This window comes from Paenibacillus oralis (assembly GCF_003863965.1).
GTDB lineage: Bacteria > Bacillota > Bacilli > Paenibacillales > Paenibacillaceae > Fontibacillus > Fontibacillus oralis.
The window spans coordinates 6,371,811-6,385,317 of record NZ_RRCN01000001.1 but is presented as its reverse complement, the minus strand read 5'-3'; the positions used below and the strand labels follow the sequence as shown (position 1 = coordinate 6,385,317).

Below are 13,507 nucleotides of genomic sequence, written 5' to 3'. Positions count from 1 at the left end.
ATGGAGACAACTAGACCGGCGCAAAGCGCGGGACCGGCGGCGGCTGCGGGCCTGACGTGGGGCGGCAGGAAGAAGGAGAGCTATCTGCCGTACCTTTTTATCGCGCCTACGCTGCTGCTAATCGCAGGAGTAATGATTTTTCCCATCCTGCGCGTGTTTGACCTCAGTCTGCAGAGCTACGATTTCACTCGTCTGCATGAGGCCGGGTATATCGGCCTGGCCAACTTTCGCCGTATTTTCACGGAGGACACGTTGTTTTACGAATCGCTTGGCATCACCGTTAAATGGGTGCTGCTGGAGGTGGCGCTGCAGCTGATATTTGGGCTGATCGTCGCTTTGCTGCTCAATGAGAGCTTCAAGCTGCGCGGGCTGGTGCGTTCGCTCGTGCTGATTCCGTGGGCGGTGTCCGGGGTGCTGACGACGATGCTGTGGTCGCTGATGTATAACCAGCATATCGGGGTTATCAACGATCTGCCGCGGCGGCTTGGTCTGATCCGGGAAAATATCGCCTGGCTGGCCAACACCGACACGGTGTTCGGCTCCGTGATCGTGGCCGAGCTGTGGCGGGGCATTCCGTTTTTTGCGATCACGCTGCTCGCCGCACTGCAGACGATTCCCCGCGAAGTGTACGAATCCTGCGAGGTGGACGGCGCGGGCAGGTTCCGCAAGCTGCTGTATATCACGCTGCCGTATTTGAAGGAGTCGATCGTGTTCGCCACTTTGCTGCGGGCGATTTGGGAATTCAACTCGATCGACATGATTTTCACCATGACCGGCGGCGGACCGATGAATATGACGACAACCCTGCCGATTTACATGATGAAGACGGCGATTTTGGAAGGGAATTACGGATACGGTTCGGCGCTCGGAGCCGTCACCTTCCTGCTGCTGCTGGTGTTTGTCGTCGTTTACTTGAGACTGAACCGATCGGAGGCGGTGTAAATGAGCCGGCGATGGGGCCGTATCGGGACCAGACTGCTGCTGTTTTATATCCCGCTGGCGTTAACGCTGCTGTTTGTGCTCGTTCCGTTTTTATGGGCGCTATCGACTTCGCTGAAGCGGGAGTCCGATGTCATAAGCAGCGCGGTTTCTTACATACCGCATCCGGTGACGCTGGCGAATTACGTCAAAGTGTGGACGCAGAACAATTTCTCCGGCTATTTTCTCAACAGTCTGCTGGTATCGGTGGTGTCGGTTGCGGTGATCACCGTACTGGCTTTGTTGAACGGTTATGCGCTGAGCCGCTTCAAGTTCCGGGGGCGGGGCGCGTTTATGCTGATTTTGCTGGCCACGCAAATGATGCCGGTGATCCTGTTCGTCATTCCGCTGTTTCTCATTTTTAAAAATTTAGGACTGATCAACTCGCCGCTGGCGCTCATCCTGTTTTACATCGTGTCGCAGGTGCCGTTCAACACGATCCTGATGCGCGGGTTCATCTCCGGCACGCCGCAGGAAATCGACGAGGCGGCGATGGTCGACGGGGCCGGGCGGATGCGGATTATCTTCTCCATCATCACGCCGATCGTGCTGCCGGGGATCGTGGCGACGAGCGCGTTTGCGTTTATCGGCGTCTGGAACGAATTTTTGGTCGCTTTTTCCTTTATTACAACGCCGGAGCGCTTTACGATTCCGATTGGGCTGAAATTTATGATCGGTGAATTCAGTGTCGAATACGCTTCGCTTGCTGCGGGCAGCATCATCGGACTTATCCCGCCGGTACTGCTGTTTATGTATATCCAGCGCTATTTGATCCAGGGCCTTGGCGGCGGCGCGGTTAAAGGTTAATCCGGGCCGGTGCGGCAATCCATTTTACGGAGGGAAAAAGAATGAAGAAAACATTAGGGTTTCGCTCGCTTGTTTTGTTAACGTTTTCAATCGTGCTGGTGCTTGCCGGCTGCGGAGGGGTGGCCAAAACCGGGACCGGCGGTTCCGGCGGCGGAACTAAGGAAGAAGCGGAAGCGAAAACGAAGATCAGCTTCTGGGCGGCGGCGGTGACACCGGAGCGCAACGCTTTTTTTGAACAAATCATTCAGGAGTTTGAGGAGCAGAATCCGGATATCGAAGTGGACTATCTCGGCGTTCCAGGAGACCTGTCCGCCTATGAGCAGAAGGTCAATGTGGCGATTTCCGCCGGACAGGCGCCCGATATTATGAACGATTTCAAGGCCGATCTCATCACCCGAGACGTGCTTGAACCGCTGGACGATTATTTTGCGGCTTGGGCGGATAAGGATTTGATTTCGCCGGAGATCATCGCGAGCAACCGGAAGCTGGATGCGAAAGAAGGAAAGCTGTACGCGCTGCCCTACAGCTCGCAGACGTGGAATTTGTGGGTGCGGCCGGACTGGTTTAAGGAAGCCGGGCTTGCGCTGCCCGAAACTTGGCCGGACTTTTTTAGCGCGGTAGAGAAGCTCACGGATAAGGGGAAGGGCCGTTACGGGCTTAGCATCCGCGGCGGGGCAGGCAGCGCCAACACGCTGGAAATGCTGATGTATTCCTATTCGGGCATTACCGATTATTTTACCGCAGATGGCAAACCTACGATCAATGACCCGCTGCATGTGGAATTCGTCGAAAAATATCTGGGCGCCTACAACGTGTTCACCCCGGAAGACGACCTGAACAAGGGGTGGAGCGAACTGGCGGCCACGTTCCAGTCGGACAAGGCGGCGATCGTCGTGCATAACCTTGGCTCGGCCAGCTCGCATGAAAAGGCGTTTGGCGGCGACCGCAATAAATTCGCGGCGGTTCCTTTTCCGGCCAGTGTGAAAGGGTATAGAGAGCATCCGGGCCTTGCGCCGCTGGGGCTGACGATGTCGAAATCGGCGCAGTACAAAGACGCGGTTTGGAAATTTATGACCTTCTACCTGTCGCATGACATCAACAGCCGCTACTCCAAGCTATATGGGGAAATTCCCGCCAACAAGGAAGCGGCGCAGGATGCCTGGGTGCAGGAGATTCCGTACATGAAATCGGCTTCCGAGCTGCTGAACTCCCCGGACACAAAGTTCGCCGACACGCCTTACTATTTGCCGGGATACAGCAATGTGCAAAAAGCGGTAGAGCCGTTGATTCAGAAGACGATGGCCAAACGGATGAGCGCCCAGGAATTGCTTGACGAGTGGGCGAATCAGCTGGCTAGAGAAAAAGCGAGCTACGATCAATCCGCCAATTAAAAGGGTGGAGGTCAATAAAACGATTGGAGGAACGTTTGATGCGCATTCATGAGATCAGCCCGCGGGGTTGGGTTCCCGACCAGGGGGACGGGACATACCGGAATCCGATCATTTTCGCGGATTATTCCGATCCTGATATCATCGCGGTTCATGACGAATTTTATATGGTTTCGTCGAGCTTCAATCACATGCCTGGCTTGCCGCTGCTGCATTCCCGCGATCTGGTGAATTGGACGATCATTAATCATGTGGTCCCGAGTTTCGATTGGCCCGGATATGACCGCGTGCAGCACGGGAAAGGCGTCTGGGCGCCGAGCCTGCGTTATCATGACGGAAAGTTTTTGGTGTTTTTCAGCACGCCGGATGAAGGGATTTTTATGTGCCAAGCCGCCGATCCGTTCGGGAAGTGGACAGTGCCCCATCTCGTGCGCGCGGCCAAAGGCTGGATCGACCCTTGTCCGTTCTGGGACGAGGACGGCCGGGCCTACCTGGTGCATGCCTTCGCTTTTAGCCGCTCCGGCCGCAAGCATCTGCTGCAGCTTTTCCGCATGGCGCCGGACGGCACCCGGCTGCTGGATGAAGGACGGATCATTATCGACGGCACGGTGGATCATCCGACGCTCGAAGGTCCGAAATTGTATAAACGAGGCGGGTATTACTATATCTTTGCCCCGGCGGGCGGCGTGGAGAACGGCTGGCAGAGCGTATTCAGAGCGAAGTCGATCGACGGGCCTTATGACGACAAAATCGTGCTGCATCAAGGTGAGACGGATATCAACGGCCCGCATCAGGGGGGTTATGTGGAGCTTGAATCCGGCGAGTCTTGGTTCGTTCATTTTCAAGACAAAGGCGCTTACGGGCGGATCGTTCATTTGCAGCCGATGCGTTGGGTCGACGATTGGCCTGTGATGGGGCGGGTTTCACCCGGTTCAGGCGGCGAATCGGGCAAGAATGGCGAGGCAGGTGAGGGAGAGCTCGGTGATGGTGTGCCGGGTACGAGGGAGCTAGGTGAGTGTGGGTTAGGCGAGCGTGCGCCCGTTGATAGAGAAATCGGTGAGTGCGGGCCAGGTGCGAGGGAGCTAAGTGAAAATAAGCTGCACAAGAGTGGCCCCGGTGAGCCGGTGGATCGTTGGAGCAAACCGCGAACGCGGGCAGCGTTATCCGGATCCGGCGATGGGAACCCGGATATTCCGCAGACCTCGGACGATTTTCGCTCCGCCACGCTTGGACTGCAATGGCAGTGGCAGGCCAATCCGCGGGCGGAGTGGTTTAAGCTGCAGCCTGAGGCGGGGAGTCTCCGCCTTTACGCGCTGCCGCTGCCGGACGGATGCGAGCGCTTGTACGATACGCCGCAACTGCTGCTGCAAAAGTTTCCGGCGCCCGCCTTTAACGCGACAACGCAGCTGACGCTGGAACGTTTTACACCGGGCAGCCGGGCGGGGCTCGTCGTGTTCGGCCGGCAGGCGATGGCGCTGCTGCTTAGACCGCTTGAGGACGGGGGGGGCCTGCTTGAGCAGGTCGCCTCGGAAAGCGGGCAGCCGGACGCGATCGTCGGGGCCGTGGCGGTGAATTCCGCCGAAGTTGTTCTGCAAGTTGCCGTGCAAGAGCCGGGCAACTGCCGGTTCCGGTATAGTCTGGACGGCGGCCGGCAGTTTACGGATATCGGCGAGCCGTTTATCGCGGAGAAAGGCGTGTGGGTCGGGGCGAAGGTAGGTATCTGCGCGTTTGAGGAGGACCGGACTAGCCGGTCGAGCCAGGCCTCCCGGGAGGGCCGGCCGGCGGTGCCGTCGAGAACCGCTTGCTCCGATTCTGGGTCAACGCCCTGCGCCGATTTCAAAGGCTTCGATATCCGGGTCATTTGAAGCAGCGGCGAGAAGGAGGCCCAAAAGTGTCGATTTCTGATTGCAACAGCTTTCTCTAAACGCGCTAACCAGGTCGTTTCGTGTTTAATGGATTTCTAACGGTTGCCATCGCCGTTAAATCGCTGGTTTTACTCGTTTGGAAAATCTAACGGATGCCACCGGCGTTATTTCAGCTATTTTAGTCCGTTAAGGGTGATTATGGGGTAAATAGCGTCGATTACATCCGTTAGAAATTCGAATGCCTCATTTTTGCGGGAATAGCGCTTGTGGCAACCGTTAGAGCATTGCAGCAAGAGCAGATTATAGCAAGAGCAGATTACAGCAAGAGCAGATTGCAGCAAGAGCAGATTACAGCAAGAGCATTCAAGCGATAGCAATTAAAGTACATTCCTTAGCCGGTATGTACGGTATCGCTGTTGTCCGCTGGCGACAATCAGGAGCTTCTTGTTTACGAGTGAACGGAGAACAATCCTCGTCCGGTTTTGCGACAGGTGCAGATGTGCGGCCAGTTCACGAGCTTCAAATGCGCGCAGCAATCTGCGTCCGAATCGTAACGTTTCCGCTTCCGCCCAGCTTAGTTCGCAAGGGGTGTCTATTGACAAAAATTTTCCGACAAAAGAAAGGACCAGTTGCTTGCACATTCCGGGATCATCACGTATGGACAAGTAGGCGATAGGCAGGAAATACCAATCGTCAAGAACGAGCAAAGCCTGTTTCATACATAAATCTTTAAATCGGGAGACTTCTACGTCCCGGGCATGGGATCGATAACCGTGGATTTCAATACACCCTTTGGAGCCGCCGGGCATATAGGCAAGATCGAGATAGCGGTAGCCGTTGTTAAAGTCCCGTACCTCATATTCGGGATATAGATGATCAAGGCTTCCAATGGCCGGGAACCAGATATTGCGCAAAAAATCGACCGTTCCATGCCCTAATCCACCCAGCAACAGTTCTCTTCTTCTCGGACTTTTCTCTTCCACAATTTGCTTCCTTAACCAATCCTGATAGACCAGTTCAAACAAACTGTCCGCACCACCTTAACTTATGGAATCAAACAAAAAGCCGCCCTGACAGACAACCCAAACAGAGTTGTATGGTCAGAGCGGCATGTGCTTCACGCCGTTTTTTTCAAAGTATCATATTTTGGGGCGCTTATCAAGCCTATGGACGATAACTGTATGTTGGTGATGTAAACCTCTTGCTCAGTACTCCCGCCAAAGAGTAAACCGCCTCCTCCCATGGCATACTATGGGCAATACGTTAGTGAAGGGGTGAAACGGTTTGGAGAAGGATGCCGCTTCTGCCGTCTATTTGCGTCTTCGCAAGCAAGCGGGGCTGCCTGCCGGGGTTCCGATCCGGCTGGGGGATGTGGCCAGCGTACTGGCGGATTCCGGGCTTGAACGAAGGCTGCTGGAGCTGGTGCTGATCCGTCCGGAGCAACGTGACGGAAATCTGATCGTGATCGACATGATGCAGGTGATCTCCGTGATCCGGGAGCGTTTCCCGGGTTTGCGCGTTGAATTTATCGGCGAACCCCAGGTGCTTGTCGAGATGGTCAAAAAGGAGAAAAAGCCTTCGCTGATCTTGTTTTGTTTCGTATGGCTGCTGCTGTTTTTCGGGGCCGCACTGACAATCATGAATTTTCATGCGGATGTGAGCATGCCGGAGGTGCAGGTGCGGATCGTGGAAATGCTCACCGGCAAGCGGGACGAGCATCCTTACCTGTTCCAGGGAGCCTATTCCGTAGGCATCGGCTTGGGGATGATCGTCTTTTTCAATCACTTGTTCAAGAAAAAATGGAACGAAGAGCCTACCCCGCTGGAAGTGGAAATGTTTTTGTATCAAGAAAACTTGAATCAATATGTCATCGCCGAGGAATACCAAAAAATGCACCAAACCGGCACGTTAAAGGGGAAATCCTGATGCCCCCCTTCACCTCGGGATTGGCCGTGCTTATCGGCTTGGCGGGAGGCATTGCCGTCGGGGCGGGCATGATTGCATTCTTTATTGTGCTGGATATCATTCCTAGGCTGGCGCAGCTCACGAACTCTTACGGTAAAGTTCATTGGTATGAGGGCGCGATGGTGAGCGGCGCTTTTTTGGGAACGGTCGCCGATTTCTGGAATTGGAAAATAGCCGGTTCCTGGACGGCCGAAGGGCTCGTCGGATTGCTGAACGGGATTTTTGTCGGCATGCTCGCGGCGGCTTTGACCGAGGTGCTTAATGTCCTGCCGATTTTAGCCAAACGCTTGCATATGCAGCGTTATTTATTCGGACTTATGCTCGCGATGGTGTTCGGCAAGATGGCGGGCTCCTTATTTGAATGGTTCATCTACAGACCTTAATTTCGATAGTAACGGAGGTTGACCGGTACAATGATGAAAAATGAACAAAACGGGCTGGGGCAAGATGATGCGGACCGTCCCCAGGTGATTCCGGATTTCATTCCGGGTGAAGAGGAGAATGTGCTCGTCAACGATCACTATCCGGAGAGCAAAACGGTATATCGGAAAAAGGAAAAGGAGCGGTCCGATAATATCAAGGAATCGATCATATACTGGCAAAAAAGCGACAATATCAGCAGAAGCTTGTCCACAACGAAACATACGCTGAAGGAAGTCGTCGGCCTGGGCGAAAGCTTTGACATGGTAATCCGGGACATGGCTTTCGGCGGCAAAAGCACGTTTTTGTTTTTTATCAACGGTTTTGCCCGAACTGAAGTAATGCAGGAAATCCTTAAGCGCTTGACTTACCTGACTCCGGAAGATCTTACAACGGGTGCGCTGCGTTCATTTTTTGAGCTGTATATTCCCCATATTCAGGTGGAGAAGACGGACAAACTAAGCGATGCGATAAACAAAGCGCTGACCGGTATGAGCGTATTGTTCATCGACGGGGAACAAACCGCCGTGCTGATGGATACGCGCAGTTATCCGATCCGCAGCCCGGAGGAGCCGTCGCTGGAACGGGTCGTTCGCGGCGCCCGCGACGGGTTCACCGAAACGCTCGTCACTAACGTTACACTCGTACGCCGCAGACTTCGCGACCCTGGGCTCAAGTTTGAAGTGATGAGCGTCGGACGCCGCACGCGCACCGATGTTTGCATCGCCTATGTGGACGATATCGTCGATAAAACGCAGGTGGATTCGGTTCGCGAAAAGATCAAGGAGGTTAATATCGACGGCATCCCGCTGGCCGACAAGCAGTTGGAGGAGGCGATCGTTCACCGGGGCTGGAATCCGTACCCGCTGGTGCGCTATTCGGAACGTCCCGATGTGGTCGCTTCTCATTTGCTGGAGGGACGGGTTGTCGTGTTTGTGGACACTTCGCCCAGTGTCATGATTTTGCCTACGACCTTTTTCGATTTGTGCCAGCACGCGGAGGAAAACCGGCAAACGCCGTTTATGGGCACTTATTTGAGGTGGGTGCGCTTTTTCGGTATTCTGGCATCCCTGTTTCTGCTGCCGCTCTGGCTGCTGATCGTCGTTCATCCCGAATACAAACCGGCGATGCTAGCTTTTCTCGGGCCGGAGAAGACGGCGAAAATCCCCTTGATCGCCCAATTTCTAATCGTGGAATTTGGCGTCGATTTAATGCGGATGGCCGCAGTCCACACGCCGACCCCGCTGGCCTCCGCCATGGGCCTGATCGCGGCCATCTTGATCGGGGACATCGCCGTAGAGACCGGCTTTTTCGTCAATGAGGTCGTACTGTACATGGCCGTAGCGGCTATTGGGATGTTCGCGACGCCGAGTTATGAACTGGGATTGGCCAACCGCATCATCCGGCTTGCTCTTTTGCTGGCGGTGGCGATATTCGGGGCCCCTGGATTCATTGTTGGGGTAACCGCGTTTATCGTGCTGCTGACGATGCGGCGTTCGTATAACGCTTCATATTTATGGCCATTTATACCATTTAATGCAAAGGCCATGGCGGCCGTATTGGTCCGCGTTCCGGTCATGACTTCCAAACAAAGACCGTCGTTCAACAGAACGCGGGACAATACGAGAATGCCGAAAAAATAGCGGGTCACAAGCTTGTCTTGCAAATAACACAAATGTTATTCGAAAAAATCCATTTTTCAGTTCACGAGTTGTTTGCTATACTGGTGTAAAATTGAAAGTGGAGGACTGCATAGAATGTATTTACACGGTACCAGCAAAATCAACGCAAAAGGCCATCTCGAGATCGGCGGCTGCGACACGGTTGAGCTGAAACAACAATTCGGCACACCGCTCTATATCGTAGATGAAGCACTTGTTCGGCAAAGATGCCGTGAATATATGGATGCTTTCCGGGCATCGGGGCTGTCCTTCCAGGTAGCTTACGCCAGCAAAGCGTTCTGTGTCATGGCAATGTGCCGGCTGGCCGAAGAGGAGGGATTGTCGCTTGACGTCGTCTCCGAGGGCGAATTGTTTACGGCTTTGCAAGCAGGCTTTCCCGCGCAGCGTATCCATTTTCATGGCAACAACAAGACGCTGGATGAACTGGAAATGGCCATGTCCGCAGGCATCGGCTGTTTTGTAGCGGACAATTTTACCGAGCTGCATATGCTGCAGGCGCTCGCCGCGGAGAAAGGCACTAAGGTCAACGTGCTGCTGCGCGTGACGCCGGGCGTGGAAGCTCATACGCATGAATATATTTCCACCGGGCAGACGGATTCCAAATTCGGTTTCGACATCGGCAACGGCTCCGCGTCTGAAGCGGTGGAGTTGGCTTCCCGGAGCCTCAATCTAAATCTGCTCGGGGTTCATTCCCATATCGGTTCGCAAATTTTCGAGACGGAGGGCTTTCAGCTTGCCGTAGAGCGCGTCGCCGCGTTTGCCATGCAGGTGAAAGAGAAGCTGAACGTCGTATTTAAGGTGGTCAACCTGGGCGGCGGGTTCGGCATCCGTTATACGGAAGAAGACACTCCGCTGAAGGTGGCGGACTACGTCCGCGCGATCACCGATGCGGTCAAAGAACATTTTTCGGATTATCCCGAGCTTCCGGAAATTTGGGTGGAACCCGGCCGGAGCATCGTCGGCGACGCCGGCACTACGCTGTACACGGTGGGAACCAGCAAGGACATCCCCGGCGTGCGCAAATATGTGGCGGTCGACGGCGGCATGACGGACAACCCGCGTCCAGCACTGTATGACTCCAAATACGAGGCCATGCTGGCTAACCGTGCTCATGACGAGAATGAGGAGACCGTATCGATTGCCGGCAAATGCTGCGAAAGCGGCGATATGCTGATCTGGGACGTGGAGCTGCCGAAAGTGAATAGCGGCGACCTGCTTGCCGTCGCTTGCACAGGGGCGTACAACTACGCCATGGCCAGCAACTACAACCGGATTCGCCGTCCGGCGGTCGTGTTCGCCCAAGACGGGCACAGCGACCTTGTCGTGAAGCGGGAATCGCTGCAGGATTTGATTGCGTGCGACGTTATTCCGGAGCGGATTTCGAAGCAACCGTCTTTGAAATAATCGGATCTTTATATAAGCAGCGGGGCCGGTTACGTCTTTCCACCAGCGAAAGGCGGACCGGTTCCGCTTTTTTGCGCGCCGGGCGTTTTTTTAGTAAACTGAAAGAGGTTTGTCCAAAGACGTTATAGAAGAAGGGTGTGTAACGATATGAAAAAAGGCAAAATCGTTTTGGAAAAGGGCGGAGAAGTAGAAATTCAGTTTCTGCCGGAAGAAGCTCCGGGTACGGTAGCCAACTTCGAGAAGCTGGCCAACTCCGGATTTTATAATGGACTGACGTTCCATCGCGTGATTCCGGGCTTCGTGGCGCAAGGTGGTTGCCCTCACGGAACGGGCACCGGCGGCCCTGGCTACACGATCAAATGCGAAACGGCCACCAATACGACGAAGCACGAACGCGGCGTTTTGTCGATGGCGCATGCCGGCAAAGACACGGGCGGCAGTCAGTTCTTCATCGTTTATGAACCGCAGCCGCATCTGAACGGGGTTCACACGGTATTTGGCAAGGTTACTTCGGGGATGGAGCTAGTGGATGAAATCCGCCCTGGTGACAAGATGAAGGAAGTAACGGTTTGGGACGAGTAATCGAGCAATTAACCCCTTCAAAGGATTTGTTCCTTTGAAGGGGCACTACAGTATTTCGAAGGTCATTTATCCGCGCTCTCTTTATTTTTTAAAATGGCAATTTTATCTTTGATCACGTCAGGCAGCGGTAAACCCAATCGCGCATAATTTTCGGTTAAGGAAATTACCTCATTGGCATACCAAAAATAAATACTGGCGTTCATCACAATTTGGGTATTCATGACGATATCAATATGATTGGCAATTAAAACGGAAAGCATCATCAAACCTTTTTTTAGCAGCCCCCAAAAAGAAACGGAGCTTTTAATCCCCTTTTTCTCTTTCAGGCTGGCCAGCACTCCGGTCAGATAGTCCGATGCCATTAAAATAATGAGTAGGGTCATCACTGGACTCCAACCTCCATACGCCTTTACGATTGAGCCGCCGATAAAACCAACAGCTCCATAAAGCCCAATTTCACGGACTGTCAAAGGTTTTAAATATAAGCCTATCGAATCTTTGATTTCGATCAATTTTATGTATATATTCATTCCGAGCCCCTTTCTTAAATAAAAGCAAAGACTCCCCGAAACGAGGAGCCCTTAAGAATTAGTATATAAACCAGTATGAGCCGTTTGATTTACCTTTAATAAGCATTGAACTGTTCAAGTCGCTTACATCGCGCTTACGAATGCTGGCCAGCACATCCAAGTCGTTTAGACCGATTACCCTAGGCGTAATCGTTGAAGGCAAATCAGGCACATTGATGCGAATATCGGCTTCTTGTTCAACCTTCTGCTTTGCGATTAAAAAGCCGGACAATTCATCAATTTGTCGTATGTCGATAGAAGCTTCCAGGTAATTTCTTTCTTTAACTAAAATTTCCCCATCGATTTGGGTCATATATTTGATCAGCATAGATGCCGGTAAATCAGGAGTATTAATTCGAATGATTAAATCTCTGTTACTGTAATAGGGAATATCAATCGTTGAATCCAAAGAGCTTTCTCCCAAAGCTCTGACGGTTATTTCTCCCCAAAGATCGGGTTTGGATATGATAATTTCGGCTTCATAATCTTTATCGATTGTAGTCTTAACAGTCAGAGTGCCTTCCAAGAGATTGGCAGCTCGTTTATAGTTAGAGATAGTAATTGCTGCACCAATGTCCGGGCGAGAAACGAGTATGCCGCTGTCAATTTCGCTTACTTCATTTCTCGCGACAGTTAAAATACTCCGCAAATGAGCATTGGGATCAACGTTCATCCATGAGTATAAATCAGGTACATTGATTGCGATGTCTGCTTCATAATCTTTAGCGATTTTATTGGCGATTGTCAAAACAGCCTCAAGATATTCTTGCTTTCTGTGGGCGATAGTAACTTGGCCTAATACATCCGGTCTTGATGCTCCAATAGCTGCATTTTTTTCCTCGAACAAAGGGCTTTCATATCTGTGCACATACAAAGTGGATGGTAAATATTCTAACCCAACGTCGCTATGTACCGTAAGATAACCGGTGATATCTTTATTGCCTTTGCCAATGATAAATATAGTCCCATCAAATTGGCTTCTGCCTAAACTATAAATTTGCGATGTAACATATTTTATAATAAGCAGTGGTGAATTTTGCGATTCCCGGGTAAAAAAGCTAAGCGTATTATTTTCGGGAGTTCGTATGATAAGTCCGTAATTAAGTAATTGCCCGGATTCCCATTGATTAGCAACATCCAGCAGGTCAAATTCAATGTATCTCTCTTTTGTATTGATTGTATAAGCACTGCCCAGTAATCGTGTGGGGTAAGGCTTATTGGCATGAGTAACACCCATTTCCCGCCATATCGTATTGGGTTGATGTAATTCGATAAGAGAGCCTGCAGGAAAATCAATATAATATAGCCTGAGCTTGGCGCTTTCGATTAATTTCAAATCGCGAATGCGATCGGATAGCTCGCCAAAGTGAATAAAAGACTCAAATGATTCTTCGTCATTTTTACCTGTGAGCATACTTTTCGTATCGCCATAGTTGATGGTTCGCAAATCTTCTCTCGATCTTGTCGAAGCGTCCGCTAGGGGAGTCAGACCAACTTCTTTTCTCGGAGCTTCCAATAATTCGAATTTACCAAATAGGCGATTATAAGGTCGAACTTGTATAGCGGCTTCTAGGTATTCGCCAGCCATTGCCTCAATAAACGACTCTATGTCATCATTCCCGCGATACATTACCTGTATCGAAGCGGGAAGGTCGAAGTTCTTAAGTGTGCGGATAGAAATGGTACTGTTTAAACTTTCTTCATCCGGCTTCATGACGACAAGCTCAGACACAAGTTCCTTCTCTTGAGGGATGTAAAGCTTATACTTGCCTGTGACTTTGTTGGAAAGCCTGTCTTTTACTCTAACTTCCCCGGTTAACTCAAAATTATGATATTCATCCAATCAT

Annotated in this window: 12 protein-coding genes; 9 read left to right on the top strand and 3 right to left on the bottom strand. The window is 52.1% G+C overall.

The window, feature by feature from the left end; all coding sequences use genetic code 11:
- From EHV15_RS28490 to EHV15_RS28475, 4 genes are read left to right on the top strand one after another with little or no spacing between them, the layout of a single operon-like run.
- Positions 1-942, top strand: a complete 942-nt coding sequence (locus EHV15_RS28490) for a carbohydrate ABC transporter permease (RefSeq protein WP_128634212.1) — start codon at positions 1-3, stop codon at positions 940-942.
- The gene (locus EHV15_RS28485; protein ID WP_128634211.1) at positions 943-1,785 is read left to right on the top strand and encodes a carbohydrate ABC transporter permease; all 843 of its coding nucleotides are present in this window, start codon (positions 943-945) and stop codon (positions 1,783-1,785) included.
- A gap of 41 nt (positions 1,786-1,826) precedes the next feature.
- Positions 1,827-3,176, top strand: a complete 1,350-nt coding sequence (locus EHV15_RS28480) for an ABC transporter substrate-binding protein (protein WP_128634210.1) — start codon at positions 1,827-1,829, stop codon at positions 3,174-3,176.
- 38 nt (positions 3,177-3,214) lie between these two features.
- Complete coding sequence (locus EHV15_RS28475; RefSeq protein WP_128634209.1) at positions 3,215-5,038, top strand: glycoside hydrolase family 43 protein; 1,824 nt, start codon at positions 3,215-3,217, stop codon at positions 5,036-5,038.
- Between the two features lie 377 nt (positions 5,039-5,415).
- Here the strand turns inward: EHV15_RS28475 and EHV15_RS28470 are convergent, their stop codons facing one another.
- Positions 5,416-6,063: a transcriptional regulator gene (locus tag EHV15_RS28470; RefSeq protein WP_128634208.1), complete on the bottom strand. Its 648-nt coding sequence runs from the start codon at positions 6,061-6,063 to the stop codon at positions 5,416-5,418.
- Between the two features lie 259 nt (positions 6,064-6,322).
- Between EHV15_RS28470 and EHV15_RS28465 the strand changes: the two genes are divergently transcribed.
- From EHV15_RS28465 to EHV15_RS28445, 5 genes are all read left to right on the top strand, one after another.
- On the top strand, positions 6,323-6,964 hold the full coding sequence (locus EHV15_RS28465; RefSeq protein ID WP_128634207.1) for a stage V sporulation protein AA: 642 nt from the start codon (positions 6,323-6,325) through the stop codon (positions 6,962-6,964).
- On the top strand, positions 6,964-7,386 hold the full coding sequence (locus tag EHV15_RS28460; RefSeq protein WP_128634206.1) for a stage V sporulation protein AB: 423 nt from the start codon (positions 6,964-6,966) through the stop codon (positions 7,384-7,386). The genes EHV15_RS28465 and EHV15_RS28460 overlap by 1 nt, the downstream gene beginning before the upstream one ends.
- 30 nt (positions 7,387-7,416) lie before the next feature.
- Entirely contained in the window at positions 7,417-9,066 is a 1,650-nt protein-coding gene (locus EHV15_RS28455; RefSeq protein ID WP_246061816.1) for a spore germination protein, read from the top strand.
- A gap of 114 nt (positions 9,067-9,180) precedes the next feature.
- Positions 9,181-10,509: a diaminopimelate decarboxylase gene (lysA, locus tag EHV15_RS28450; RefSeq protein WP_128634205.1), complete on the top strand. Its 1,329-nt coding sequence runs from the start codon at positions 9,181-9,183 to the stop codon at positions 10,507-10,509.
- Between the two features lie 147 nt (positions 10,510-10,656).
- Positions 10,657-11,091 (top strand): peptidylprolyl isomerase, encoded by a 435-nt coding sequence (locus EHV15_RS28445; protein ID WP_128634204.1) that lies wholly within the window; start codon positions 10,657-10,659, stop codon positions 11,089-11,091.
- A 62-nt stretch (positions 11,092-11,153) separates the two neighbouring features.
- Here the strand turns inward: EHV15_RS28445 and EHV15_RS28440 are convergent, their stop codons facing one another.
- Both EHV15_RS28440 and EHV15_RS28435 read right to left on the bottom strand, forming a co-directional pair.
- On the bottom strand, positions 11,154-11,621 hold the full coding sequence (locus tag EHV15_RS28440) for a phage holin family protein (protein ID WP_128634203.1): 468 nt from the start codon (positions 11,619-11,621) through the stop codon (positions 11,154-11,156).
- 58 nt (positions 11,622-11,679) lie between these two features.
- The gene (locus EHV15_RS28435) at positions 11,680-13,503 is read right to left on the bottom strand and encodes a DNRLRE domain-containing protein (RefSeq protein ID WP_128634202.1); all 1,824 of its coding nucleotides are present in this window, start codon (positions 13,501-13,503) and stop codon (positions 11,680-11,682) included.
- Between the last annotated feature and the right edge of the window lie 4 nt (positions 13,504-13,507).

What these genes read in the sequence shown, in the direction of transcription:
- EHV15_RS28490 (WP_128634212.1), top strand. Translation starts at nt 1, where the DNA reads ATGGAGACAACTAGACCGGCGCAAAGCGCGGGACCGGCGGCGGCTGCG.
- EHV15_RS28485 (WP_128634211.1), top strand. Translation starts at nt 943, where the DNA reads ATGAGCCGGCGATGGGGCCGTATCGGGACCAGACTGCTGCTGTTTTAT.
- EHV15_RS28480 (WP_128634210.1), top strand. Translation starts at nt 1,827, where the DNA reads ATGAAGAAAACATTAGGGTTTCGCTCGCTTGTTTTGTTAACGTTTTCA.
- EHV15_RS28475 (WP_128634209.1), top strand. Translation starts at nt 3,215, where the DNA reads ATGCGCATTCATGAGATCAGCCCGCGGGGTTGGGTTCCCGACCAGGGG.
- EHV15_RS28460 (WP_128634206.1), top strand. Translation starts at nt 6,964, where the DNA reads ATGCCCCCCTTCACCTCGGGATTGGCCGTGCTTATCGGCTTGGCGGGA.
- EHV15_RS28455 (WP_246061816.1), top strand. Translation starts at nt 7,417, where the DNA reads ATGATGAAAAATGAACAAAACGGGCTGGGGCAAGATGATGCGGACCGT.
- lysA (WP_128634205.1), top strand. Translation starts at nt 9,181, where the DNA reads ATGTATTTACACGGTACCAGCAAAATCAACGCAAAAGGCCATCTCGAG.
- EHV15_RS28445 (WP_128634204.1), top strand. Translation starts at nt 10,657, where the DNA reads ATGAAAAAAGGCAAAATCGTTTTGGAAAAGGGCGGAGAAGTAGAAATT.
- EHV15_RS28440 (WP_128634203.1), bottom strand. Translation starts at nt 11,621, where the DNA reads ATGAATATATACATAAAATTGATCGAAATCAAAGATTCGATAGGCTTA.